Origin of the sequence: Xylophilus sp. Leaf220, from assembly GCF_001421705.1 — a bacterium.
Classification (GTDB): domain Bacteria; phylum Pseudomonadota; class Gammaproteobacteria; order Burkholderiales; family Burkholderiaceae_C; genus Xylophilus.
The window spans coordinates 46,190-71,337 of record NZ_LMKO01000006.1; the positions used below are offsets into that span (position 1 = coordinate 46,190).

Here is a 25,148-nt window from a genome sequence, read left to right on the forward strand (position 1 = left end):
CGCGGGGAATGTCCCACAGGTGCCGCTTGCATCCGGCTACGGACATTACGTATTCGCCCATTTACCCTGATGGTTATCCACCAAGCGCCGATGCAACCGGCGCCGTGGCGCAAACCAACCGTCAGAAGGAGCGGACCATGGAATGGCTTATCTGGTGCGTGGCAGGGGTGGCAGGTGCTTTCGCATTGACCGCGCTGGTCCGTGCGCTCGAGCGTTGCTACGACTACTGAGGGTTGTTTGCGCCCGGGCACGGCGACCGCACGCGGTGGCCGTGCCAGCATTCCCGCCCGGCCGTAGCGGCCGGCACCCCATAACGACAAGGTAGACCATCTCATGGCCAGTACCAGGACCGGCGCACGGGCCACCACCAAGGCCCGGGCGGCAGACGGCTCTGCGGACAAGCTGCAGCAGCTCCAGGCCTATACCGTCGACACGGCAGCGACCCTCACCACCAACCAGGCGCTGCAGATACCGGACAACCACAACTCGCTCAAGGCGGGCGCGCGCGGCCCGACGCTGATGGAGGACTTCATCCTCCGCGAGAAGCTCAGCCATTTCTCGCACGAGCGCATCCCGGAACGCGTCGTCTACGCCCGCGGAGCCGGTGCCCACGGCACCTTCCACGTCTACAAGGCGCTGTCGGAATACACCACCGCGCATTTCCTGAACGACACCGAGGCCCGCACGCCGGTCTTCGTGCGCTTCTCCACCGCCACCGGCTCGCGCGGTTCGGCAGACACGGTGCGCGACACGCGCGGCTTCGCCGTCAAGTTCTACACCCAGGAAGGCAACTACGACCTGGTCGGCAGCAACATGCCGGTGTACTACATCCAGGACGCGATCAAGTTCCCCGACCTGGTCCACGCGATGAAGCCCGAGCCGCACCACGAGATGCCGCAGGCGGCCAGTGCGCACGACACCTTCTGGGACTTCGCGTCGCTGATGCCCGAGACCACCCACATGCTGATGTGGGCCATGAGCGACCGCGCACTGCCGCGCAGCCTGCGCATGATGGAGGGCTTCGGCGTGCACACCTTCCGCATGGTCAACGGCCGCGGCGAGACGCACTTCGTCAAGTTCCACTGGAAGCCCCGCCTGGGCCTGCACGGCATGGCCTTCGACGAGGCGCAGAAGCTCGCCGGCAAGGACCCCGATTTCCACCGGCGCGACCTGTGGGAGGCGATCGACCAGGGCCATTTCCCCGAGTGGGAGCTGGGCCTGCAGGTGGTGTCGGAAGACAAGGCCGAGTCGCTCGGCGTGGACCTGCTCGACCCGACCAAGCTGATCCCCGAGGAACTGGTGCCGGTGCAGCTGGTGGGCCGTCTGGTGCTCAACCGCAATCCCGACAACTTCTTCGCCGAGACCGAGCAGGCGGCTTTCCACCCCGCGCACCTGGTGCCGGGCATCGACTTCAGCAACGACCCGTTGCTGCAGGGCCGGCTGTTCGCCTATACCGACAGCCAGCTGGCGCGCCTGGGCGGCCCCAACTTCCACGAACTGCCGATCAACCGCAGCGTGGTGCCTTTCCACAATTTCCAGCGCGACGGCCGGCACCGCCAGACGATCAACCGCAACGCGGTCGCCTACGAGCCCAACTCGCTCGGCAGCCCCACCGGTGCGGCGTTCCGGGTCGACGGCGCGTCGGCCGGCTTCAAGAGCTACGCCGACGACACGGTCGCGCCGCCCAAGCAGCGCCGCCGCAGCCCCACCTTCGACGACCACTACAGCCAGGCGACGCTGTTCTGGAACAGCATGGCGCCGGCCGAGAAGGAACACATCGTCGCGGCCTTCCGCTATGAGCTGGGCAAGGTCGGCGTGCCGGTGATCCGCCAGCGCATGGTCGATACGCTGGCGCATGTCGACCCGCGGCTGGCCAAGAAGGTGGCGGCGACGCTCGGCACCGATGCGCCCGATACCAAGGCCGCAGCGGGCCAAGCCGGCTTCCGCGAGGCCCGGACCGAGCTGCCGCTGGAAGAGGCGCCGTCGCTCAGCATGCAGGCGCGGCCCGACAAGGGCGGCATCCACACGCGGCGGGTCGCGGTGGTCGCGGCCGACGGGGTGGACGTGGTGTCGCTGCGCATCGTGCAGCATGCGCTGACCGATGCCGGGGCGGTCTGCACCGTCGTGGCGCCGCGCCTGGGCGCAGTGGCCACCGCCGGTGGACGCCGGCTCGACGTGGGCGGCACCTTCGCCGGCAGTCCGTCGGTGATGTTCGACGCGGTGCTGGTCGCCGGCGGCAAGGACAGCGCGGACACGCTCTCCCAGCTGGGCGAGGCGGTGCATTTCGTGCTGGAGGCCTACAAGCACTGCAAGCCGATCTGCGTGATGGGCGAGGGCATCGCCATGCTGCGTCTGCTGGGCGTCGAAGCCGGCACGCGTAGTGCCGACGCGTTGGCGGGCCATCCGGGTGTCGCGCTGGGCGTCGGCGATGCCGAGGCGCTGCAACTGACGGCGCAGGAGTTCATCAGGATGATCGCCGCCCACCGCTTCTGGGACCGACCGAACCTCGACGCGATTCCCGCATAAAGAAAAAGCCGCTTGAAGCGGCTTTTCTTATTTCGGGTTCCGGTTGTTCGGGTCGCCCGCCCCGGGCTTGACGCCCTCGCGGTAGACCTTGTCCATCACCGGACCCTTGTCGGTGTCCTGCTGGGGGCCGGTGGCATCGGCATGGGCCTGGTCGCCCATCTTCTTATTGGACGATTCCTGCAACTGCTGGTTGTCGGCCGATTCGTCGCGCTCGTGCGGCATGCGCGCCGAACCGGATTGCTTCGCATGTGTGTCGCCGCGCTCGTCGTCCGTCTTGCGGGTATCGGCCGGAACGCCATCGGGGTCTACCACCGGTTCGCGCTCCGACTTCGTGGTCATGGTGTCTTTCATGGCGGTCCTCGTCGTTCTTGTGATGATGGGCTTTCGCTGGACGGGCGAAGCACTTGAAGTGCCACCGCCCACTGGCGATCAGCGCTTGCCGTCGTAGTAGCCTTCCGACGGGTAGACACGCTCGGCGCGTTCCCATGCGGCCCGGGTGGCTGGCCGGGCCTCGTCCCAGGTCAGGCGCGAACCGCCGCGGCGGCTGTCCCAGGTGCTGGCCAGTTCGGCGTCGTAGTCGTCGAACGAGCCCTGGCGGGTGCTGCGCTCTTCGTAGCCCGCGCGATAGGCGGGGCTGTAGTCGTCGAAGCTGCGGTCTTCCGCGTAGTAGGGCTCGCGGGTGTAGGCATCGCGCCAGTAGGCGTCCTCCGCCGTGGGGTTGACGGCTTCGGCGGCGCCCTTGCCGGCCAGGCCACCCACCACCGCGCCGATCACCGTGCCGACCGCGATGCCGATCGGTCCGCCGGCGATGCCGAGGGCCGCGCCGGTCACCGCACCGCCGCTCGCGCCGATGCCGGTGCCGATCGGGTGGGCGCCCGGCTCGTCTGTGATCGGGTCGCGGTTCAGGTCGTTGTCTTGGTTCATGGTGGGCTCCTTTGCTGATGGGGAAAGGGTCGATGCCATGCATCTGCACCCGGTGAGAAAACATATTGGTCTTCAACCCCATCGAAACCCGGTAGGACGCCGGGGTTCGGAACTGTAGGAGCCCTGCCCTGACGCATGGCCCGCACCCGGCCGGAACGGCTACCTGGCGAACAGGGAGTCGAGGTTCGCGAAGGCCTTGATCTCCACCGCGTTGTTCGACGGGTCGCGGAAGAACATCGTCGCCTGCTCGCCGACCTCGCCCTTGAAGCGGATGTAGGGCTCGATCACGAAGGTGGTGCCCGCCGCGGTGAGCTTGTCGGCCAGCGCCTGCCACTGGTCCATCGACAGCACCGCGCCGAAATGGCGCACCGGCACGCCGTGGCCATCGACCGCGCTCACCTGGCTGAACCCGCATTCGGCCGGTGCGAGGTGGGCCACGATCTGGTGGCCGTAGAAGTTGAAGTCGATCCAGTCGGGCGAACTCCGTCCTTCGGGGCAGCCCAGCAGTCCGCCGTAGAAGCGCCGGGCGGCGGCCAGGTCGTGAACAGGGAAGGCCAGGTGGAACGGCGGCATCGTGGCGGGGGCGGTGGTGGTCATCGTGGTCGGGTCGAGTGCTGAGGAAAGGCGACAGTCTAGAAACCACGAGCCATCCTGAAAAGCGATCTTTTTTTGTATGCTTGATCGATTTTCTCGATGGACGGACGGCACCCGATGCTCAAGGAACTGCGCACCCTTCTTGCCGTGGGCCGGTACGGCAGCTTCTCCCGCGCCGGCACCGGAGTCGGGTTGACGCAGTCGGCCGTCAGCGCGCAGATCCAGCGCCTGGAGGAGAGCCTGGGCTTCGCGCTGTTTGACCGGATCGGCCGGCGCGCGCAGCTCAACGCCGCAGGCCAGGAGATGCTGGTGCGGGCGCAGGAACTGGTGGCGCTGTTCGACGGGCTGCACCGGCCGCTTCGAACCGCACTGCCGTCGGTACTGCGGGTGGGTGCCATCGCGTCGGTCCAGGCGCATCCGCTGCCCGACGCCCTGGTGGCGGTGCGCGCCGGCTATCCGCTGCTGCGGGCCAGGATCGTGCCGGGCGTCTCGCTGGGCTTCCTGGGCCAGGTCGATGCCGGCGAGCTGGATGCGGCGGTGATGGTGCGGCCTCACTTCGCGCTTCCGCCGGAACTGGTCTGGCGGCCGCTGTGGAGCGAACCCTTCGTGCTGGCGGTGCCGCGCCACGTCCGCGGCAGCGACTGGCGAGCGCTGCTCGGCCGCGAGCCCTTCCTGCGCTACGACCGCGGCTCCTTCGGCGGGCGCCGGGTGGCCCAGTTCCTCGAAGCCGAGGCCATCGCGGTGGACGACGCGGTCGAGATGGACGAGATCGCCGGCCTGATCCGGCTGGTCGCCTGCGGCGCCGGCGTGGCGCTGGTCCCCCGGTGCAAGGCCTACTTCCCGCTGCCCCGCGAGGTGCGGGCCATCGGCCTCCAGCGGAGCGGACTGGAGCGCGAGATCGGCCTTGTGGAGCGCAAGCGCCACGCCCGCATGCCGCAGATCGACGCGCTGCACAAGGCCTTGCGGGCGGCCCACCGCCAGGCAGGGGCGACGCGGTAGCGCGCGGCACGGTCTTCTGCGCGCCGCGCGACAGGCGGTTTGCGCGCTATTCTCGGCGCCGGTTCGCGTGCTCCACTTATCCAGGCCCTGCTGTGTCCTCTTCCATCCTTTCCTCCTCCCGGCCGCTGGCCATCGACGCCGCCATCGTCGACCTCGACGGCACCCTGGTGGACACGCTGGGCGATTTCGAGGCTGCGCTGGCCCGCATGCTCGGCGAGCGCGGACGTCCGCCGATCGGCCGTGCGGCGCTGTCGCTGATGGTGGGCAAGGGCTCCGAGCACCTGGTGCAGCTGGCCCTCGCCCATGCGGGCTTGCCGTCCACCGACGCATCCGATGCGCTGGCCCGCTACCTGCACCACTATGCGGACGTCAACGGCCGCCATTCCGCGCTGTTTCCCGGTGTGCGGGAAGGGCTGGAGGCTCTGCGGGCGCGGGGCCTGCCGCTGCTCTGCCTGACTAACAAGCCCGCCAGCTTTGCGCGCGACCTGCTGGAGACGCTGGACCTGGCCCGCTATTTCGGCACCGTCTTCGGCGGCGACAGCTTCGCGCGCAAGAAGCCCGATCCGCTGCCGGTGCTGGAGAGCTGCCGCGCGCTGGGCACCGCGCCCGGCCGCACCCTGATGCTGGGCGACTCCAGCAACGACGCGCAGGCCGCCCGTGCCGCCGGCTGCCCGGTGGTGCTGGTGACCTACGGCTACAACCACGGCGAACCGGTGCGGCAAGTCGACGCCGACGGTTTCGTCGATGCGCTGGAGGAGGTCGCGGCCCTGCTGGCACCCCGCGCCTGAGCCCCCAAAAACCGGGCCCGGCCGCCGCGAACCCGCTGCTACACTGGCGCGCATGTTCGTTCACCGCACTTTCCTTCTAGGTCTCAGCGACCGGGGAGCCTGGCCCTGGCGCAAGCCATCCACACTGCGCACCTGAACCGCGCGGCCCGCGTTCCCCACGCCGGCGCCGTGCCCCCGTGGCCCCGACGCGGGCCGATCGATTGAACGCGGCATCCCCCTGCTTTCCCAGTCTGCGGCGCACCGCGCGCACCGGATGTCCGCCTGCCGGAGAACCTTCCCCGTGATCACAGAACTCGAATTCAAGAGCCTGAGCGCCCAGGGCTACAACCGCATTCCGCTGATGGCCGAGGCCTTCGCCGACCTGGAAACGCCGCTGTCGCTCTACCTCAAGCTGGCCCATGCGAAAGACGGCGGCAAGTACAGCTTCCTGCTCGAATCCGTCGTGGGCGGCGAGCGCTTCGGGCGCTACAGCTTCATCGGCCTGCCGGCGCGCACCCTGCTGCGCGCCACCGGCTTCGGCGCGGACGCCAAGACCGAGGTGGTGCGCGACGGCGTGGTGGTGGAGACCGACCGCGGCAATCCGCTGGACTTCATCGCCGCCTACCAGCGCCGCTTCAAGGCCGCGATCCGGCCCGGCCTGCCGCGCTTCTGCGGCGGGCTGGCCGGCTACTTCGGCTACGACACGGTGCGCCACATCGAGAAGAAGCTCGAGGCCTCCTGCCCGCCCGACACGCTGGGCTGCCCCGACATCGTGCTGCTGCACTGCGAAGAGCTGGCGGTGATCGACAACCTCTCGGGCAAGCTCTACCTGATCGTGTACGCCGACCCGGCCCAGCCCGAGGCCTACGGCAACGCCAAGAAGCGGCTGCGCGAACTGAAGGAGCAGCTGAAGTATTCGGTGAGCGCCCCGGTGGTCAAGCCCACCCAGAGCCACCCGACCGAGCGCGAGTTCGCCAAGGCCGACTACATCGCCGCGGTGGAGCGCGCCAAGGAGCTGATCGCCGCCGGCGATTTCATGCAGGTGCAGGTGGGCCAGCGGATCAAGAAGCGCTATACCGAGGCTCCGCTGTCGCTGTACCGGGCCCTGCGGTCGCTCAACCCGTCGCCCTACATGTACTACTACAACTTCGGCGACGACATGCACGTGGTGGGCGCATCGCCCGAGATCCTGGTGCGCCAGGAGACGGCCGTCGACGGCCAGAAGATCACCATCCGCCCGCTGGCCGGCACCCGCCCGCGCGGCACCACGCCCGATGCCGACAAGGCCGCCGAGACCGAACTGGTCAACGACCCGAAGGAGCGTGCCGAGCATGTGATGCTGATCGACCTGGCCCGCAACGACATCGGCCGCATCGCCAAGACCGGCAGCGTGAAGGTGACCGAGGCCTTCGCGGTGGAGCGCTACAGCCACGTGATGCACATCGTGAGCAACGTCGAGGGCATCCTCAACGACGGCATGAGCGCGATCGACGTGCTGCGCGCCACCTTCCCCGCCGGCACCCTGACCGGCGCGCCCAAGGTCCATGCGATGGAGCTGATCGACCAGCTGGAGCCGAGCAAGCGCGGCCTCTACGGCGGCGCCTGCGGCTACATCAGCTATGCCGGCGACATGGACGTGGCCATCGCGATCCGCACCGGCCTGATCCAGGGCCAGACCCTCTACGTGCAGGCCGCCGCCGGCGTGGTTGCCGATTCGGTGCCCGAGCTGGAGTGGAAGGAAACCGAAGCCAAGGCACGGGCGGTACTGCGCGCCGCGGAGCTGGTCGAGGAAGGGCTGGAGTAGGGCGGGTTTTGGCCTTCGGACTGCTGTTTGCGGGTCGAAAGTGCCTGTGGCCGGCGGCGTATTCCGGCTTCTAGCTATTGAATTTGTAGCGGTGGGGCTGGGGCTGGGGCTGGGCGCTTGGTCCGGGCTCGCGCCGACGGCGTACTCTGCTCCGCGAATGTCCCCCGCGACGGGCTGCGCCCGCCGCTCCTCCTTTATTTCGCTGCGCAGAGCAACGATCCCTCGCGGATGCTTGATCGACGGTGGGGGGCGGTCGGCTGGATGCGCTCGGCGGCCTTCGCAGGCGTTGATACAGACACAGCGCCAGCACCTGCAACCTGTCGCCTGATCCGACCCGCACGACGCGACGCTTCCCGGGCCGGGAGTGTCGGGTGCCCCCCGCAGCGAAATAAAGGAGGAGGCCGCAGGCCGGGGGACATTCGCGGAGGGGGGCACCCGGCGATCCCGGCCCCCGCACCCGCCAAGCCCCGTCCAAGCCCCGTCCAAGCCCCGGCCGCTACAAATTAAATAGCAGTAAGCCGGCATCCATAGCCGGCCAAAGCCCCATTCCATTCAAAATCTTCACGTGAACGCACCGGGCGGAGGAAGAGAAGCCCCCAACCGCGCCGACACCTCCGCCGCACACGCCCGCAACCCCCGCGCCACCGGCCCGTCCCACGCCGCGTCGAACGTGCCCACCGCGCCGATCGAGGTGATCGCCAGCACCAGCTCGCCCGACGCATCGAAGACCGGGGCCGACATCGCGTTCACGCCGCGCACCACCTCGCCCTCAGAGCGGCTGATGCCGTGGCGGCGCACCTCGGCCAGCTGGCGCTCGAACTGCTCCCAGGTGGGCAGCGGGTCGCGCGGCGGGGTGCCGGGGCTGTCGACCGGCGGGCGCTCGGCCACCAGCCGGCGCTCGGCCTCCAGCGTGGCGCGGGCCAGCGACGGCTCCAGGTAGGCGCCGAAGAGACGGCCCGAGGCGGTGCCGGTAAGCGAGAAGACCGTGCCGTGCCGCATGCTCACGAACACCGTCTCGGCCGATTCCTCGACCCGCACGATGGTCGGGCCGCGGTTGCCCCAGACGGCGATCGCCACCGTCTGGCCGATGGCGCGCGACAGCGGCGCCAGCAGCGGCGTCGCCAGCGTCACCGGGCTCGACTGCTGCAGGCTGATCAGTCCCAGCTGCAGGGCCAGCGGCCCCAGCGCGTAGCGGCCGCTGGTCGGGTCCTGCTCCACCAGGCCCAGCCGACCGAAGCTCACCAGATAAGGATGCGCCTTGGCCGGCGACATGCCGGCGCCGCGGGCCAGGTCCTTCAGCGCCATCGGCGTGCCCTCGTGCGCCAGGGCGCGCAGCAGCTGGCCGCCCACCTCCACGCTCTGGATGCCGCGGCGGCCCCGCTCGCCGTCGTTGTCGTCGCTCTCGTCTTGCTGCATGCGCGTTTCCTCTTGCTGCGGATGGTAGCCGCGGAGGCGAATTCATTAGACATGGGCGAATCTTGGCGGTAGCATCGCAAAGTTCGTTCCCTGCGAACGATTTCGTCTAAAACTAATATGCCGGACCGCCGACGGCGCACGGAGACACACCCGATGAGCACCAAGACCTTCGCCAGCCATGCCGACCTCGAGGAAAAGAAGGTCAGCTTCGTCCAGCTGACCGAGAACGCCTGGGCCTACACCGCCGAGGGCGACCCCAACACCGGCGTCTTCATCGGCGACGACGCGGTGATGGTGGTCGACACCCAGGCCACGCCGGCCATGGCGCAGGACCTGATCCGCCGCATCCGCGAAGTGACCGACAAGCCGATCAAGTACGTGCTGCTGTCGCACTACCACGCGGTGCGGGTGCTGGGCGCATCCGCGTACTTCAAGGAAGGCGCGCAGCAGGTCATCGCCAGCCGCGATACCTACGATCTGATCGTCGAGCGCGGCGAGCAGGACAAGGCCAGCGAGATCGGCCGGTTCCCGCGGCTCTTCCGCGCAGTCGAGTCGGTGCCCGACGGCCTGACCTGGCCCACCATGACCTTCACCGGCCAGATGAGCGTCTGGCTCGGCAAGGTCGAGGTGAAGATCGCGCAGATCGGCCGCGGCCATACCAAGGGCGACACCATCGCCTGGATCGAGGACCAGAAGGTCTGCTTCGCCGGCGATCTGGTGGAATACGAAAGCACCGCCTACGCCGGCGACTGCTACTTCAAGGACTGGCCCGCCACGCTCGACCGGCTCTCGGCCTACCGCTTCGAGAAGCTGGTGCCCGGCCGCGGCGACGCGCTGCAGACGCCCGAGAAGGTGGCCGAGGCCATCGCCTACACCCGCGCTTTCGTCTCCGACGTCTACACCACCGTCAACAACGGCGTGGCCCGCGGGCTCGACCTGAAGAGCATCTACCGCGAGACCTACGACGCGTTGAAGCCCCGCTACGGCCACTGGGTGATCTTCGACCACTGCATGCCCTTCGACGTGACCCGTGCCTACGACGAGGCCACCGGCCATGCCGACCCGCGCATCTGGACCGCCGAGCGCGATACCGAGATGTGGAACACCCTGGAGGGGTAGGACAACCCCCGAGCGGGGATGCCCGAGGCCACTGCCGGAGGCAGCGACCGTTCGGGCCGTCCATGCCTGCACATGCAGGCATGGAGCCGCGGCCCTCACCCCCCCCTTCTCTCGCTGCGCGGGAAGGGGGGCGATGCCGGTGGCCGGGCGGAGCCCGATCCACGGCATCCCTGAGAGGGGTTGCGCGGCGACGAGGACGAGACAACATTGGCGGAGACGACCGTGAAACTGCAGGACCTGCCCACGCTGGGCGCCGATGCCGATTTCCAGGCGCTGGAGTTCGACTACACCCGGCCCGCGGAACTCGACGGCGCCGTGCCGGCGCGGCACCCGGTCGTGGTCGTCGGTGCGGGCCCGGTCGGGCTGGCGTTGGCGATCGACCTGGCGCAGCGTGGCCTGCCGGTGCTGCTGCTCGACAACGACTGCCGGCTCTCGACCGGCTCGCGCGCGATCTGCTTCGCCAAGCGCACGCTGGAAGTCTTCGACCGCCTGGGCTGCGGCGCGCCGATGGTGGCCAAGGGCGTGTCGTGGAGCACCGGCCGGGTGTTCTTCGGCGAGCGGCAGGTCTACCGCTTCGACCTGCTGGCCGAGGAGGGCCACGAGCGGCCCGCCTTCATCAACCTGCAGCAGTACCACGTCGAAGGCCAACTGGCCGCCCGCGCCGCGCAACTGCCGAACCTTCAGGTGCGCTGGAAGAGCCGGGTGGTCGGCCTGGTGCAGGACGCGGACGGCGCCACCCTGACCGTCGACACGCCCGACGGCCGCTACGACCTGTGCGCCGGCTACGTGGCCGCCTGCGACGGATCGCGTTCGGCGCTGCGCCAGTTGCTGGGCCAGGAGAGCAGGGGCCAGACCTTCCGCGACCGGTTCCTGATCGCCGACGTGAAGATCGACGGCGCCGATCCGGTGCCGACTCCCGGCGTGCCCGACCCGGCCGACCCGGCCCCCGCCGGCCGGCCGCGCGTGGGTGCCGACACCCCGGCCGAGCGCTGGTTCTGGTTCGACCCGCCGTTCCATCCCGGCCAAAGCGTGCTGCTGCACAAGCAGGCCGACCATGTCTGGCGCGTCGACTTCCAGCTGGGCTGGGACGCCGACCCGGAAGAAGAGAAGAAGCCCGAGAACATCCTGCCCCGGGTGCGGGCGCTGCTGGGCCCCGACGCGCGCTTCGAACTGGTCTGGGCCAGCGTCTACACCTTCGCCTGCCAGCGGATGGACGCCTTCCGCCACGGCCGGGTGCTGTTCGCCGGCGACGCGGCGCACGGCGTGTCGCCCTTCGGCGCACGCGGCGCCAACTCGGGCGTGCAGGACGCCGACAACCTGGGCTGGAAGCTGGCCGCGGTGCTGCAGCAGGGCGCGCCCGACGCGCTGCTCGACAGCTATGCCCGCGAGCGGGAAATGGCGGCCGACGAGAACATCCTCGCCTCCACCCGCTCCACCGACTTCATCACCCCCAAGAGCCCGGTCAGCCGCGTGTTCCGCGACGCGGTGCTGCACCTGGCGCGCGACCACGACTTCGCCCGCAGGCTGGTCAACAGCGGCCGGTTGTCGCTGCCGACGGTGCTGGCCGGCTCGGCCCTGGTGACGGAAGACACCGACGCCTTCGCCGGCCCGCTACTGCCCGGCGCGCCCGCGGTCGATGCGCCCCTGGACGACGGCTGGCTGCTGCGCCGGCTGGACGGCGCCGGCTTCGCCGCGCTGGTCTTCGGCGAGGGCGATGCGGCCGAGCACAGCCTGCGCGCGCTGGCCGAGGCCGACTCGGCGCTGCGGATGCCGGGCGGACCGGCCCGTCCGCAGCCGCAGCCGGAACTGCTGTCGCTCTCGCAGCCGCAGCCGTCGCCTTCGCCTTCGCCTTCGCCTTCGCCTTCGCCTTCGCCGTCGCCGTCGACGCGATCGCTGCGGGTCCTGCGCGTCCCCGACACCGCCGCCCACGCCACCGCCTGGCGCCGCTACGACGCCCGGCCCGGCACCACCTACCTGCTGCGCCCCGACCAGCACATCGCCGCCCGCTGGCGCGCGCCCACGGCCGACGCGGTGCGCGACGCCGTGCGCCGCTCCCTCGGCCACGCCCCGCTGCCTGCGCCCGCCCCGGTCTTGCTCCCTCTCCCCCTGGGAGAGGGCGGGGGTGAGGGCCGCGCCCGCCCGCCAGCCGCAGCGCCCTCCGACAAGCCCCTGCCCGGCAGCCCGCACAACCTCGTCACCACCCCCCACCTCGACGCGCCCGACGATTTCTACCAAGCCCTGATCGACGCCCACCAGCCCCTCTCCACCGACGAGAGCCACGCTTTCAACGCCCGCCTGGTGCTGCTGCTGTCCAACCACATCGGCGCGTTGCCGGTGCTGCGCGAGGCGCTGGCCGCCGCACGCGGCGCGGCACCGGTGGCCTGACCCCGTCACCGCATTTTTCCGTTCCCCAAGTCCTCAAAAACCTACAGAAAGAGACACGACCCATGACCGACTCCCGCACCCCCTTCACCCGCCGCGCCGCCCTGGCGCTGGCGCTCGGCGCCGCCGCCGCAGCGCCGCTGGCCGCCCTGGCCCAGGACGTCCGGCCGCTCGAATGGGTGGTCGGCTACGCCGCGGGCGGCGGATCCGACGCGGTGGCCCGCGCCACCGCCGAGAGCATGTCCAGGCAGCTCGGCCGCCCTGTCATCATCAACAACAAGCCGGGTGCGGCCACCAACATCGCGGCCGACTACGCGGCCCGGTCGAAGGACTACGGCAACGTGATGCTGACGGCCGATTTCGCGACACTGGCGGCCAACCCGTTTCTCTTCGCCAAGCTCAGCTACAACGCCGAAAAGGACCTGGCGCCGGTCGGCCTGATCGCCCGCTTTCCGCTGGTGCTGGTGGTCGGGCCGCAGGTGCCGGCGAAGAACTGGGCCGAGTTCGTGGCCTGGGCCAAGGCGCAGCCCGGCGGCGTCAACTACGCCTCGGCCGGCCCCGGCAGCCCGCACCACCTGGCCACCGAGATGCTGCGCGAGAAGAGCGGCCTCAAGATGACCCAGGTGCCCTACCGCGGCGCTGCGCCCGCGATGCAGGACGTGCTGGGCGGCAGCGTGCCCTTCATGCTGATCGACACGGCGGTCGGCACCCAGTTCGTGCTGGCCGGCAAGGTCAAGGCGATCGGGGTGGCCAGCGCGCAGCGGATCGCTTCGCTGCCCGACGTGCCGACGCTGCAGGAGCAGGGCCTGGCCGACTTCGAGGCCTCGGCCTGGCAGGGCCTGTCGGTGCCCGCCGGCACGCCGCCCGCCACCATCGCCACGCTCAACAAGGCACTGGTCGAGGCGCTGCGCTCCGACGCGGTGAAGGCCCGCTTCACCGCGCTGGGCGTCGAGGCGCTGCCCGGCTCGCCCGACGACATGGCCCGCTTCGTGAAAGCCGAGCGCGAGCGCTGGGGCAAGCTGATCCGCGACAACAAGATCCAGCTCGATTGAGAAGACGTGAGAGAACCTGCTGCGCAGCCCGATTGCGCGCCTGCGGCCTTCGCCGTACGAGCGTACGGCTCCGGTCCCGGGCGCATACGCGGGCTTGGTCGCGACGGTTCTTTCACGCCCTCTGCAACCGTTATTAAGCAAAAAGTGCTCCCAGCCGGCGCCACTCGCCGGCCGGTAGCTACCGATTCGATAGCAAAGGCATCGTGACACCATGACGACGGCAACCGTGACCCCGGCAGCGGCCTCTTCCACCGGCGCGCTGCGCTACCAGAGCGGCTTCGGCAACCAGTTCTCGACCGAGTCGGTGCCGGGCGCGCTGCCGCAGGGCCGCAACAGCCCGCAGAAGGCACCTTTCGCGCTGTACCCCGAACTGGTCTCGGGCAGTGCCTTCACCGCGCCGCGGCACGAGAACCTGCGCACCTGGCTCTACCGCCGGCAGCCCTCGGTGGTGTCGGGCCGCTACCAGCCCTACGCCCAGGCTGCCTGGACCACCGGCGCCGCCGGCGGCGCCGCGATGCCGCCCGATCCGATGCGCTGGGCGCCGTTCCCGTTGCCGGAGGCGCCCACCGACTTCGTCGACGGCCTGCGCACCGTGGTCGCCAACGGCGATGCCGAAATGCAGGCGGGCATGGGCGCGCTGGTCTACGCAGCCAACGTGTCGATGGAGCGCCGCGCGCTGGTCGATGCCGACGGCGAGCTGCTGGTCGTGCCGCAGCAGGGCCGGCTGGTGCTGACCACCGAGATGGGCGTGCTGGAGGTCGCCCCCGGCGAGATCGCGCTGGTGCCGCGCGGCATCGCCTTCAAGGTGGGCCTGCCCGACGGCCCGTCGCGCGGCTATGTCTGCGAGAACTACGGCGCCCATTTCCGGCTGCCGGAGCTGGGCCCGATCGGCTCCAACGGCCTGGCCAATCCGCGCGACTTCCAGGCGCCGGTGGCGGCCGCCGAAGAAGGGGAGGGCGGCTACGAGATCGTCAAGAAGTTCGGCGGCCGGCTCTGGCGCGCCGACATGGCGCAGTCGCCGTTCAACGTGGTCGCCTGGCACGGCAACCTCGCGCCGCTGAAGTACGACACCAAGAACTTCATGGTGATCGGCTCGATCAGCTTCGACCACCCCGATCCGTCGATCTTCACCGTGCTCACCTCGCCGAGCGACACGCCCGGCACCGCCAACTGCGACTTCGTGATCTTCCCGCCGCGCTGGCTGGTGCAGGAGGACACCTTCCGTCCGCCCTGGTACCACCGCAACATGATGAGCGAGTTCATGGGGCTGGTCTACGGCGAGTACGACGCCAAGGCCGAGGGCTTCCGCCCCGGCGGCGCCAGCCTGCACAACTGCATGGTGCCGCACGGCCCGGACGAGGCCTCGTTCGAGAAGGCCAGCGCCAGCCACCTGCAGCCGCAGAAGCTCGACGGCACCCTGGCCTTCATGTTCGAGAGCCGCTACCGGTTCGTGCCCACCGCCTACGCGCTGCAGGACAGCACCCAGGGCGGCGTGCGCGACCCGAACTACCCCGACTGCTGGCAGGGCCTGGGCGACCAGTTCAAGCAGGCCTGACACCGGCCGGCCCTCCGCATACAACCCAGAAAAGACCACGCATGCCCACTTCCCTCGACCGACGCCGCAGCCTCGCACGGCTGGCCGCCACCGCCGCCGTTCTGGCGCTGGCGCTCCCTCTCGCCCAGGCCGCCGACGGGTCGCAGAAGCCGATCCGCTTCGTCGTGCCCTACACCGCCGGCGGCACCACCGACCTGGTGGCCCGCACCGTCGGCCAGAAGATGGCCGAGACGCTCGGCCGGCCGGTGGTCATCGACAACCGCGGCGGCGCCGGCGGCAACATCGGCATGGACGCGGTCGCCAAGGCCGCGCCCGACGGCACCACCATCGGCTTCGGCGCCATCTCTACCAATGCGCTCAACCCGCACATCTACAAGTCGATGGCCTTCGATCCGCGCAAGGACTTCACCGCCATCGGCCTGCTCGGCACCTCGACCATCGTGCTGGAGGTGCCCGCCGCCTCGCCGGTGAAGACCGTCGCCGACCTGGTCGCCGCTGCCAAGGCCAAACCCGGCCTGCCGTACGCCACCGCCGGCGCCGGCACCTCGATGCACCTGGCCGGCGTGATGTTCGCCCAGGCCACCGGCACCGAGCTGACCCACGTCGCCTACAAGGGCAGCGGCCCGGCGATCAACGACCTGCTGGGCAACACGGTCGGCGCGATGTTCGACAACCTGCCGGCCTCGCTGCCGCACATCCAGGCCGGCAGGCTGCGGGCCCTGGCCGTCGCCGGGCCGCAGCGCTCGCCTGCGCTGCCCGGCGTGCCCACGCTGGCCGAAGCCGGGCTGCCGGGCTATGCGCTGGAGCCCTGGTTCGGCGTGTACGGCCCGGCCGGCATGCCTGCGCCCCTGGTGCAGGCGCTCAACGCCGCGATCAACGAGGCCCTGGCCCTGCCCGAGGTGAAGGAGAAGCTGGTCCAGGCCGGCTTCACCCCGCGCGGCTCCACCCCGCAGGAGCTGGCCACCCTGACCCAGACCGAGTACCAGCGCCTGGGCGACGTCGCCCGCCGCGCCGGCATGTCGGCCGACTGATCTGTTCACCCTCATTTTCCGAAGCACGCCCATGACCGCACGAATCGACCGCACCCACGACGCCGCCCTGCAGAGCTGGGTGTCCAGCGCCAACGCCGACGGCACCGACTTCCCGATCCAGAACCTGCCGCTGGGCATCTTCCGCCGCGCCGGCAGTGCCGAGGCCTTCCGCCCCGGCACCGCGATCGGCGACCAGGTCGTCGACCTGCTGGCCCTGGTGCAGGCCGGCCAGCTTGCGGGCGAGGCCGCCGCCGCGCTGGCCGGCACCGAGGACGGCAGCCTCAACGCCCTGATGGCCCGCGGCCGGGCGGCGCGCGTGGCGCTGCGGCAGGCGCTGTCCGACGGCCTGCGCACCGGCGCCGCCGCCCAGTCCGCCTGGCAGGCCGCACTGGTGCCGCAGGCCGAGGCCGAGTACGCGGTGCCCGCCCGCATCGGCGACTACACCGACTTCTACACCAGCGTCTACCACGCCACCTCGATCGGCCGCATGTTCCGCCCGGACAACCCGCTGCTGCCCAACTACAAGTGGGTGCCGATCGGCTACCACGGCCGCAGCTCGTCCATCGGCATCTCGGGCCAGCAGTTCCCGCGGCCGGTGGCCCAGCTGGGCGCGGGCGGCACCGACGGCGCGCCGCGCTTCGGCCCCTGCGAGCGGCTCGACTACGAGCTGGAGATGGCGATCTACGTCGGCACCGCCAACCCGCAGGGCGAGCCGGTGCCGATGGCCGAGGCCGAGGACCATCTCTTCGGCCTGGGCCTGCTCAACGACTGGTCGGCGCGCGACATCCAGGCCTGGGAGTACCAGCCGCTCGGCCCGTTCCTGTCGAAGAACTTCGCCTCGACCGTTTCGCCCTGGATCGTGACGCTGGAGGCGCTGGAGCCGTTCCGCGCCGCCTTCGCCCGGCCCGAAGGCGACCCGCAGCCGCTGCCCTACCTCGACAGCGAGGACAACCGTACCCGCGGCGCGCTCGACCTGCAGCTCGAAGTCTGGCTGCAGACGCCGAAGATGCGCGCCGACGGCCAGCCGCACCAGCGGCTGATGCGCTCCAACTTCAAGGATTCGTACTGGACCATCGCCCAGCTGCTGTCGCACCACACGGTGGGCGGCTGCAACCTGCAGCCGGGCGACATGCTCGGCTCCGGCACCCAGTCGGGCCCCACGCCCGACCAGGGCGGCTCGATGCTGGAACTGTCGGGCGGCGGCAAGCAGCCGCTGGTGCTGGCCAACGGCGAGACCCGCGCCTTCCTGCAGGACGGCGACAGCGTCATGCTGCGGGCCCGCGGCGAGCGCGACGGCTTCCGCACCGTCGGCTTCGGCGAATGCGAAGGCCGGGTGCTGCCGGCACGCCGGGCCGACCGGGGGGCGTGAAGGACGGGCACCCACTTGCAGCAGGGGCGCCGGCCCACACGCCGACGGCCCCGCGGCGGGCATAGTTGTTGCCAGTGCATGGCGCCACGGCCCTGCCTACCGCAACGAAAGCCCCCATGTCCGCCATGCCAATCCCGGCCGCCAATCCTGCACCCACCGTCCTGCGCTGCGACCTGGAGTACCAGGTGTACCAGCCGTCGCACTTCATCTTCCAGATCGAGTGCTCCCGCTCCGAAGACCAGTTGCTGCTTGCCGAGAACCTCGTCGTCGGCACCGGCATCGTGGTGCGACCGTCGACCGACCCCTACGGCAACCGCATGTTCCGCTTCGATGCGGTGCCCGGCCTGCTCGGCCTTCGCTACGACGCCACGGTGCAGATCGACCGCCCGGCCCCCACCGGCCTGGAGCTGGAAGCCGAGATCTCCGAGATTCCCGACGCGGTGCTGCCCTACCTGATGCCGAGCCGCTTCTGCCCGTCGGACACCATGGGTTCGGACGCCCGCTACCTGTTCGGCCACCTGAACCGCGGCCCGAGCCGGGTCGAGGCGATCTGCCAGTGGATCCGCGACAACATCGCCTACCAGATCGGCACCAGCAACCCGACCACCACCGCCCTCGATGCCTACCAGCAGCGGGTCGGCGTCTGTCGCGATTTCGCCCACCTGGCGATCACCTTCTGCCGGGCGCTCAACATTCCGGCACGGCTGGTCGGCGGTTATTGCCACTTCCAGGAGCCGCCGCAGGATTTCCACGCGGTGATCGAGGCCTGGATCGGCGGCCGCTGGATCATGTTCGACCCGACCCAGCTGGCCGAGCCGTTCAACATCGTGCGCGTCGCGACCGGGCTGGACGCCAAGAACACCGCCTTCTCCACCGTGTACGGCGCCTTCCAGATGACCCACATGCACATCCAGGTGAGCCACGAGGGCCAGCCCGCATCGGACAACCCCGATCCGATCCAGGCGACGGTGCGGCGCCAGTCGATGGCCGACTGAAGCTGCCAGCCGGCCCTGGCGCGGTGGGCGTGGGTAGCGCAGAGTCCGACAGGACGGCGGGTGGATTGCACTACAGCAGGTGCCGGCATTGCGCGTCGCCGCGAACGGGCCTGAGAAGCGATAGTGGAATTTCGCCCTGAGGCGAACCCGTCCGGCGCTGGCAGCGCCGGATCTTCTTTCTTACAACATCCGAAGGGAACCACCATGCTCGAACAAACCGAAGGCACCGTTCAGAAACTCGCCGGCCGTGTCCAGGACGCCGTGGGCGGCCTCACCGGCGACACCGGCACGCAAGCCGAAGGCAAGGCCCGCCAGGTGGCCGGCAAGGTCCAGGAAACCTACGGCGAAGCCCTGAACCAGGTGCGCGAGTCTGCCGTGGCGAACCCGCTGGCCACGCTGGCGATCGTCGCCGGCATTGGCTTCGTGCTTGGTGCCGTCTGGTCCAAGCGCTGATATTGCTGCGGGTAGGGCCGGACCTGCTCCGGGGCCGCTCCGCATAAACGGTGCAGAGGGTGCGACGAGGTCGCGCCTCCTGCACCGTTATTTTTTTGGGTGGCGGTGTGGCGTGGCCGTTGCAGGACGTCCGCTCTGGCGGCGACACCTGTCCGATATTTGCTACGTATTCGATAGCGCATTGTCGTCGTCTGGAGCTGGCTACAGCCCGATGGGGTCCTAAACGGCCTACGTGACGCCGACGTTTTCGGCTGCTGTGACGGTCCGCCTTGCCAGCACTTCCATCACGTTCCTGGCCGCGCCCACGCCCATGTTCACGTAGGCGTCGCTGGTCACACCGCCGATGTGCGGGCTCAGCACGATGCGCTCCTGGCCCTGGAACGGGTGGCCGGCGGCCATCGGCTCGACCGCGAAGCTGTCGAGGCCGGCGCCGCGCACATGGCCCGAGCGCACCGCGGCCAGCAGCGCGGCCTCGTCGACCAGGCCGCCGCGTGCGGTGTTGACCACGATCACGCCGGGCTTGCACTTCGCCAGCGTGTCGGCGTTGAGCAGACCGCGGTTCTCGTCGGTCAGCGGGCAGTGCAGGGAGACCGCGTCGGACTCGCGCCAGATCGTCTCCAGGTCCACCGATGCGATATACGCGGGCAGGTCCTTCGCATACGGGTCGAAGCCGATCACCCGCATGCCCATCGCGTCGGCCATCTTCGCGAAGCGCTGGCCGATCGCGCCCAGGCCCAGCAGGCCGACGGTGCGGCCGCCCAGCTCCAGGCTCTTGTGCGTGGCCTTGTCCCAGTGGCCGGCGTGCATGCGCGCATCGAGCGGCACCACCGACTTGGCACACGCCAGCAGCAGCGCCAGGGCCTGTTCGGCCACGGCCGCGGCGTTGGCGCCCACGGCGGCCACCACCTCGATGCCGCGTGCCTTCGCCGCCACCTTGTCGATGGTGTCGGTGCCGCTGCCGTGCTTGGAGATCACCCTGAGCGAGGGCGCCGCGTCCATCACGGCCGGGCCCACCTTGCCGTAGCGCACGATGATCGCGACCGGGTCGTGTTGCCGGGCCAGCGCGACCAGGTCGGCCTCGGTCGGTGTCTTGCCGGCGTACACGACGTCGAAGTCCTGCAGCAGGTCGAGGGCCTGGGGTGCCAGGTCGGCGCCGGTGACGAGGATGGCGCTCACAGCGACTCTCCATCCTTCAGCACGCCGGCGGCGCGCAGCGCGGCGGGCAGCCAGGCCGACGCCGTGTTGCCGGCCGCGATCGCGTCCAGGCGCTTGGCCTCGTCGGCCACCTTCTTGACCGCCAGGTCCATCATCGCGGGCGCCTTCTCGCGCTCGATCACCGTCACGCCGTCGGCGTCGCCGACGACCAGGTCGCCCGGGTTCACCACGGTGCCGCCGGCCGAGATCGGGTGGTTGATGCGCCCGGGCACGTACTTGGTCGGACCGGCGGGGTTGAAGCCCGCGCTGAACACCGGAAAGCCCAGGTCGAGCAGTTCGAGCCGGTCGCGGATCGCGCCGTCGACGATGACGCCGGCCAGGCCCCGCTTCTTGCAGGCGCTGAGCATCAGCGTGCCCATCAGCGCGGCGGTCTGGTCGCCCTTGCCGTCGATCACCAGCACGTCGCCCGGCTGCGCCAGCGCGATGGCCGCGTGGATCATCAGGTTGTCGCCGGGGCGCACCTCGACGGTGAAGGCCGGGCCGGCGACGACCATCTTCGGATCGACCGGCGTGACCCGCGCATGCATCGTGCCGCGCCGGCCGGCCACGTCGGCCAGGATCGCGGCCTGGAAGGTCTTGGCCCGGGCGACGACTTCGGGGGAGACGCGGTCGAATGCGCGGACGATTTCAGGAAGTTGGCTCATGGAAGACTCGCAGAGTGAAATGAGAAAATCGCAGGAAGCCCCACGCTCCGCCGTCCCGGCAAGCGCAGCGAAGCCCCCCTCAGAACACCCGTGGATCCGGCTCTGCCGGTCCACCGGGTGTGCCCCCCTTCCCGCACGGCGCAGCCGTGCGAGAGAAGGGGGGAGGCGGCGCAGCCGCCCGGGGGGATGTCAGTCAATAGTCGCGCCGGAGTCCTTGACGATCCTTCCCCAGCGCGGGATCTCGTTCTTCAGCAGGGTGGCGAACTGCTCCGGCGTGCCGCCGATCACGTCGCCGCCGTCGGACTTGAGCTTGGCGGCCACGGCCGGGTCGCGCAGCGCCTTGTTGATCTCGGCGTTGAGCGTCTTGAGCACGTCCGCCGGCGTGCCGGCCGGCGCCAGGATGCCGAACCAGGTCACCGCGTCGAAGCCGGGGTAGCCCGATTCGGCCAGCGTCGGCGTGTCGGGCAGTTCGCCCGAGCGCTTGGCCGAGGTGACGGCGATCGCCCGCAGCTTCTGGTTGCGCACCTGGCCCAGCAGCGTAGGCACCGAGGACATGTACAGGTCGATCTGGCCGCTCACCAGGTCGGTCATCGCCTGCGCCGCGCCCTTGTAGGGGACATGCTGCAGGTCGATGCCGGCGGTCTTCTGGGCCAGCTCGCTCGCCAGGTGGGCGACGGTGCCGTTGCCAGAGTAGCCCATGGTGATCGTCTTCGGCCGCTTCTTCGCGTCGGCCACCACGTCGGCGAAAGTCTTGTACGGCGAATTGACGCCCACCGCGACCACGATCGGCGAGGACGACACCAGCGCCACCGGCACCAGGTCCTTCAGCGGGTCGTAGGGCAGCTTGGCGTAGAGCGAGGGGTTGATCGCCAGGTTGCTGGTCTGGCCCAGCACCAGGGTGTAGCCGTCGGCCGGCGCCTTGGCGACCGCGTCCACCCCCAGGTTGCCGCCGGCGCCGGGGCGGTTGTCGATCACGATCGTCCACTTGAGCGTGTCGGTGAGCTTCTGCGCCACGGTGCGGGCGATCAGGTCGGTGCCGCCGCCGGGAGGGAAGGGCACGACCAGGCGGATCGGCTTGGCCGGGTAGGGCGTCTGCGCCCATGCGGCACAGGGCAGGGCGCCGAGGGCGGCCAGCGCCAGGCCCCCCAGCACGGCCATGCGGCGGCCGGTCGTCTTCGTCGAAGTTGCGGGCATCTTGTCGTCTCCTTGTTGTATGCGCTGCCGGATGCAGCGGGCAGGGAAACGGACTGTAGGACCGTGTTTCGATCCATACAATGCAGTTTCATCCATCGAAACGGTATCCATGGTGCGAAACACGACGAAACCGCTGGCGAAGAAGCCGGCCCCGCCGCTGGCGCCGCCCGCCGCGGCCCCGCCGCCCCTGTCGCCGTCGGCGCGTGCGCCGCGCGCCGCGCTAGCCGCAGCCGCTGCCGCACCGGCCGCCAGCACCGGCAGCGTGGTCGCGGTGACGCGGGCGGTGCAGTTGCTGGGCGCCTTCGCGCTCGGCGAATCGCAGCTCTCGCTGGCCGAGCTGAGCCGGCGCTGCAGCCTGCACAAGACCACCGCGCTGCGCATCGCCCGCACCCTGGCGCAGGAGGGCTACATGGTCCAGTGCGACGGCGGCGAATGGCGGCTGGGCCCGGCGGCGGGCTGGCTGGGCGCGCGCTACCAGTCGGGCTTCGACGTGCAGAACGTGGTCGAGCCGATGCTGCGCAAGCTCTCCACCGCCACCCGCGAGAGCGCGGCCTTCTACGTGCGGGAGGGCGACTTCCGCACCTGCCTGATGCGGGTCGAGGGCGTGCAGCCGCTGCGCCACCATGCGCGCATGGGCGAGGCGTTGCCGCTGGACAAGGGCTCGCCCGGGCGGATCATCCTGGCGTTCTCGGGACAGCGCGGCGCGGTGTACGAGCGCATCCGCCAGCAGGGCTACTGCCTGTCGATCGGCGAGCGCGAGAAGGACGTGGCCACCGTGTCGGCGCCGGTCTTCGGACAGCACTGGCGGCTGCTGGGCTCGGTCTGCATCTCCGGCCCCGCCGCGCGGCTGACCGAGGCGGTGCTGACGGCCCACGCCCGCACGGTGATGGACGCGGCCAACCGGCTGTCGTACGCGCTGGCCGGCGCGGTGTCGCCGCACACGCCGCCGGTGGTGTCGACCTGGCACCCGTAGGCGACGGGCCGTCGGTCCGCCCACGCCGCACGGATCGCATCCGGTTTGCTATTGAAACCATAGCTGGTAGTCGGCGCAGCGTGCCGGCTGCAGGCACTTTCGTTTCGCAAACCCGCCCTGTGCGCCGTGCGGCGCGGCGGGCTCGGCCGGGCTCAGGCGGCGGCCGTGGCGGACCCTGCCGGCCTGCGGGCGCGGCTGCGCGATGCATAGCGGTCGATCGCCAGCCCCTCGGTGCTGATCTCCGGCCGGCGGCCGGTCACCAGGTCGGCCAGCAGCTTGCCGGAGCCGCAGGCCATCGTCCAGCCGAGGGTGCCGTGGCCGGTGTTGAGGAACAGGTTCGCATAGCGGGTGCCGCCGACGATCGGGGTGCCGTCGGGCGTCATCGGGCGCAGGCCGGTCCAGAAGCTGGCGCGGGGCACGTCGCCGCCGGGGAACAGGTCCTGCACCACCATCTCCAGCGTGGCGCGGCGGCGCGGGTCCAGCCGCAGGTCGAAGCCGCCCAGCTCGGCCATGCCGCCGACGCGGATCCGATCGTCGAAGCGGGTCACCGCGATCTTGTAGGTCTCGTCGAGCACGGTAGAGCGGGGCGCCAGCGCCTCGTCCGTCAGCGGCACGGTCAGCGAATAGCCCTTGACCGGGTACACCGGCAGGTCGAGCCCGAGCGGCGCCAGCGCATCGCGCGAATAGCTGCCGAAGGCCATCACGTAGCGGTCGGCGCCCAGCAGCTGGCCGTCGACCCGCACGCCCTGGATGCGGTCGCCGCCCGCGACCAGGCCCTGCACCGACCGGCCGAACTGGAAATCGACGCCCAGGGCCCGCGCCTTCTCGGCCAGGGCGCGGGTGAACAGGTGGCAGTCGCCGGTCTCGTCGCCGGGCAGCCGCAGGCCGCCGGCCAGCCGCTCGCGGGCCTGGGCCAGGGCCGGCTCCACGGCCGCCAGCTGGTCGCGGCCGAGCAGTTCGAAGGGCACGCCGCATTCCCGCAGCACCGCGATGTCGCGCTGCACCGCATCCATCTGGGCCTGGCTGCGGAACAGCTGCAGGGTGCCGCCGGTGCGGTGCTCGTAGGCGATGCCGGTGTCGGCGCGCAGCTGGCGCAGGCAGTCGCGGCTGTACTCGGCCACCCGCATCATCCGTTCCTTGTTGACCGCGTAGCGCTCGGCGGTGCAGTTGCGCAGCATCTGGGCGATCCAGCGCAATTGCCACAGGCTGCCGTCGGCCCGCACCGCGAGCGGCGCGTGCTGCTGGAACATCCACTTCAGCGCCTTGAGGGGAATGCCCGGCGCGGCCCAGGGGGTGGAATAGCCGGGCGACACCTGCCCGGCGTTGGCGAAGCTGGTCTCCTGCGCGGGGGCGGGCTGGCGGTCGAGCACCGTCACCTCGGCGCCGGCGCGCGCCAGGTAGTAGGCGGCGGTGGTGCCGATCACGCCGCTGCCCATCACGATGACTTTCATGGAGAATCTTTCGGTATTCCGTGGATTCGGTACTGTAGAAAGAAGGTGCCGGTGGATTCCGCGGATTTCTCGGTGAATCCTTGGAAAAACCCCTGTTTTGATGGTGCGCCCCCGGCACCGCCAGCGAAATGTTCGAACCCGACCGCATCGACCGCAAGATCCTCGACTGCCTGCAGCGCGAAGGCCGCATCTCCATGACCGAGCTGGCCGAGCGGGTGGGCTTGTCGGCCTCGCCCTGCACCGAGCGGGTCCGGCGGCTGGAGCGCGAGGGCGTCATCACCGGCTACCACGCCCGGGTGTCGCCCGAGGCGCTGGGCAAGACGCTGCTTGTATTCGTCGAGATCAAGCTCGCGGCCAAGTCGGGCGACGTGTTCGAGAAGGTGCGGCGCGAGCTGCTGCACATGCCCGAGGTGATGGAGTGCCACCTGGTCTCGGGCGATTTCGACTACCTGGTGAAATTCCGGCTGCGCGGCATGGGCGAGTACCGCCACCTGCTGGGCGACATCCTCAAGAAACTGCCTGTCGCGGCCGAGTCGCGCAGCTACGTGGTGATGGAGGAGGTGAAGGAGAGCCTCTTCCTGCCGGTGGACCGGTAGCCCCCCGCCGTCCGGGCCGCCCGCGACCCGCGCCATAATGCAGCCACCATGCGTGCCACACCGTCCTTCTCCCCTGCGACGATCCGCCG

22 protein-coding genes and 1 pseudogene are annotated in these 25,148 nt (G+C 70.3%); 15 read left to right on the top strand and 8 right to left on the bottom strand.

What is annotated here, in order from left to right:
• The first annotated feature begins 333 nt into the window (after positions 1-333).
• Positions 334-2,526: a catalase gene (locus ASE76_RS07450; RefSeq protein ID WP_055837122.1), complete on the top strand. Its 2,193-nt coding sequence runs from the start codon at positions 334-336 to the stop codon at positions 2,524-2,526.
• A gap of 27 nt (positions 2,527-2,553) precedes the next feature.
• Here ASE76_RS07450 and ASE76_RS07455 read toward each other — a convergent pair whose 3' ends face one another.
• The 3 genes from ASE76_RS07455 to ASE76_RS07465 form a co-directional block, all read right to left on the bottom strand.
• Positions 2,554-2,877 carry a hypothetical protein gene (locus ASE76_RS07455; RefSeq protein WP_055837123.1) on the bottom strand — a complete coding sequence of 108 codons (324 nt, stop codon included), beginning with the start codon at positions 2,875-2,877 and terminating at the stop codon, positions 2,554-2,556.
• A gap of 78 nt (positions 2,878-2,955) precedes the next feature.
• Positions 2,956-3,450: a hypothetical protein gene (locus ASE76_RS07460; RefSeq protein ID WP_055837124.1), complete on the bottom strand. Its 495-nt coding sequence runs from the start codon at positions 3,448-3,450 to the stop codon at positions 2,956-2,958.
• A 159-nt stretch (positions 3,451-3,609) separates the two neighbouring features.
• Positions 3,610-4,047, bottom strand: a complete 438-nt coding sequence (locus tag ASE76_RS07465; protein WP_055837125.1) for a VOC family protein — start codon at positions 4,045-4,047, stop codon at positions 3,610-3,612.
• Positions 4,048-4,161: 114 nt separating this feature from the next.
• Here ASE76_RS07465 and ASE76_RS07470 point away from each other — a divergent pair, with 114 nt between their 5' ends.
• The 3 genes from ASE76_RS07470 to trpE all read left to right on the top strand — a co-directional run bounded on the left by ASE76_RS07470 (position 4,162) and on the right by trpE (position 7,614).
• Positions 4,162-5,043 carry a LysR family transcriptional regulator gene (locus ASE76_RS07470; RefSeq protein ID WP_055837131.1) on the top strand — a complete coding sequence of 294 codons (882 nt, stop codon included), beginning with the start codon at positions 4,162-4,164 and terminating at the stop codon, positions 5,041-5,043.
• Between the two features lie 92 nt (positions 5,044-5,135).
• Positions 5,136-5,831: a phosphoglycolate phosphatase gene (gene gph / locus ASE76_RS07475; RefSeq protein ID WP_236698374.1), complete on the top strand. Its 696-nt coding sequence runs from the start codon at positions 5,136-5,138 to the stop codon at positions 5,829-5,831.
• A 280-nt stretch (positions 5,832-6,111) separates the two neighbouring features.
• A complete protein-coding gene (gene trpE, locus ASE76_RS07480) occupies positions 6,112-7,614 on the top strand; it encodes an anthranilate synthase component I (protein ID WP_055837133.1) in 1,503 nt (500 codons plus the stop codon).
• A 561-nt stretch (positions 7,615-8,175) separates the two neighbouring features.
• On the opposite strand, the gene ASE76_RS07485 is transcribed toward trpE, so the two are convergent.
• A complete protein-coding gene (locus tag ASE76_RS07485; protein ID WP_055837134.1) occupies positions 8,176-9,030 on the bottom strand; it encodes an IclR family transcriptional regulator in 855 nt (284 codons plus the stop codon).
• Positions 9,031-9,183: 153 nt separating this feature from the next.
• Between ASE76_RS07485 and ASE76_RS07490 the strand changes: the two genes are divergently transcribed.
• The 9 genes and pseudogenes from ASE76_RS07490 to ASE76_RS07525 all read left to right on the top strand — a co-directional run bounded on the left by ASE76_RS07490 (position 9,184) and on the right by ASE76_RS07525 (position 18,986).
• Positions 9,184-10,149, top strand: a complete 966-nt coding sequence (locus ASE76_RS07490) for an MBL fold metallo-hydrolase (RefSeq protein ID WP_055837136.1) — start codon at positions 9,184-9,186, stop codon at positions 10,147-10,149.
• Positions 10,150-10,356: 207 nt separating this feature from the next.
• A pseudogene (locus ASE76_RS07495) lies at positions 10,357-12,216 on the top strand (FAD-dependent oxidoreductase); the annotation flags it as partial.
• The gene (locus ASE76_RS21150) at positions 12,193-12,534 is read left to right on the top strand and encodes a DUF2783 domain-containing protein (protein WP_236698377.1); all 342 of its coding nucleotides are present in this window, start codon (positions 12,193-12,195) and stop codon (positions 12,532-12,534) included. The pseudogene ASE76_RS07495 and the gene ASE76_RS21150, both read left to right, overlap by 24 nt.
• A 62-nt stretch (positions 12,535-12,596) precedes the next feature.
• Positions 12,597-13,583: a tripartite tricarboxylate transporter substrate binding protein gene (locus ASE76_RS07500; protein ID WP_055837138.1), complete on the top strand. Its 987-nt coding sequence runs from the start codon at positions 12,597-12,599 to the stop codon at positions 13,581-13,583.
• Positions 13,584-13,794: 211 nt separating this feature from the next.
• Positions 13,795-15,138, top strand: coding sequence for a homogentisate 1,2-dioxygenase (gene hmgA / locus ASE76_RS07505; RefSeq protein ID WP_055837141.1), 1,344 nt, complete (start codon positions 13,795-13,797; stop codon positions 15,136-15,138).
• A 41-nt stretch (positions 15,139-15,179) separates the two neighbouring features.
• Entirely contained in the window at positions 15,180-16,169 is a 990-nt protein-coding gene (locus ASE76_RS07510) for a tripartite tricarboxylate transporter substrate binding protein (protein WP_055837145.1), read from the top strand.
• Between the two features lie 31 nt (positions 16,170-16,200).
• Entirely contained in the window at positions 16,201-17,538 is a 1,338-nt protein-coding gene (fahA, locus tag ASE76_RS07515) for a fumarylacetoacetase (protein WP_055837148.1), read from the top strand.
• A gap of 116 nt (positions 17,539-17,654) precedes the next feature.
• A complete protein-coding gene (locus ASE76_RS07520; RefSeq protein WP_156362580.1) occupies positions 17,655-18,533 on the top strand; it encodes a transglutaminase family protein in 879 nt (292 codons plus the stop codon).
• A gap of 204 nt (positions 18,534-18,737) precedes the next feature.
• The gene (locus ASE76_RS07525) at positions 18,738-18,986 is read left to right on the top strand and encodes a CsbD family protein (protein ID WP_055837151.1); all 249 of its coding nucleotides are present in this window, start codon (positions 18,738-18,740) and stop codon (positions 18,984-18,986) included.
• 228 nt (positions 18,987-19,214) lie between these two features.
• On the opposite strand, the gene ASE76_RS07530 is transcribed toward ASE76_RS07525, so the two are convergent.
• The 3 genes from ASE76_RS07530 to ASE76_RS07540 form a co-directional block, all read right to left on the bottom strand.
• Positions 19,215-20,162 (bottom strand): NAD(P)-dependent oxidoreductase, encoded by a 948-nt coding sequence (locus ASE76_RS07530; RefSeq protein WP_055837154.1) that lies wholly within the window; start codon positions 20,160-20,162, stop codon positions 19,215-19,217.
• On the bottom strand, positions 20,159-20,845 hold the full coding sequence (locus ASE76_RS07535) for an RraA family protein (RefSeq protein ID WP_055837158.1): 687 nt from the start codon (positions 20,843-20,845) through the stop codon (positions 20,159-20,161). The genes ASE76_RS07530 and ASE76_RS07535 overlap by 4 nt, the downstream gene beginning before the upstream one ends.
• Positions 20,846-21,034: 189 nt before the next feature.
• The gene (locus tag ASE76_RS07540) at positions 21,035-22,039 is read right to left on the bottom strand and encodes a tripartite tricarboxylate transporter substrate binding protein (protein ID WP_055837160.1); all 1,005 of its coding nucleotides are present in this window, start codon (positions 22,037-22,039) and stop codon (positions 21,035-21,037) included.
• Positions 22,040-22,148: 109 nt separating this feature from the next.
• Here ASE76_RS07540 and ASE76_RS07545 point away from each other — a divergent pair, with 109 nt between their 5' ends.
• A complete protein-coding gene (locus tag ASE76_RS07545; protein WP_082448159.1) occupies positions 22,149-23,012 on the top strand; it encodes an IclR family transcriptional regulator in 864 nt (287 codons plus the stop codon).
• A 152-nt stretch (positions 23,013-23,164) separates the two neighbouring features.
• Here the strand turns inward: ASE76_RS07545 and ASE76_RS07550 are convergent, their stop codons facing one another.
• Positions 23,165-24,463, bottom strand: coding sequence for a D-amino acid dehydrogenase (locus ASE76_RS07550; protein WP_055837163.1), 1,299 nt, complete (start codon positions 24,461-24,463; stop codon positions 23,165-23,167).
• A gap of 128 nt (positions 24,464-24,591) precedes the next feature.
• Here ASE76_RS07550 and ASE76_RS07555 point away from each other — a divergent pair, with 128 nt between their 5' ends.
• Positions 24,592-25,059 carry a winged helix-turn-helix transcriptional regulator gene (locus ASE76_RS07555; RefSeq protein ID WP_055837165.1) on the top strand — a complete coding sequence of 156 codons (468 nt, stop codon included), beginning with the start codon at positions 24,592-24,594 and terminating at the stop codon, positions 25,057-25,059.
• The last annotated feature ends 89 nt before the right edge of the window (positions 25,060-25,148 follow it).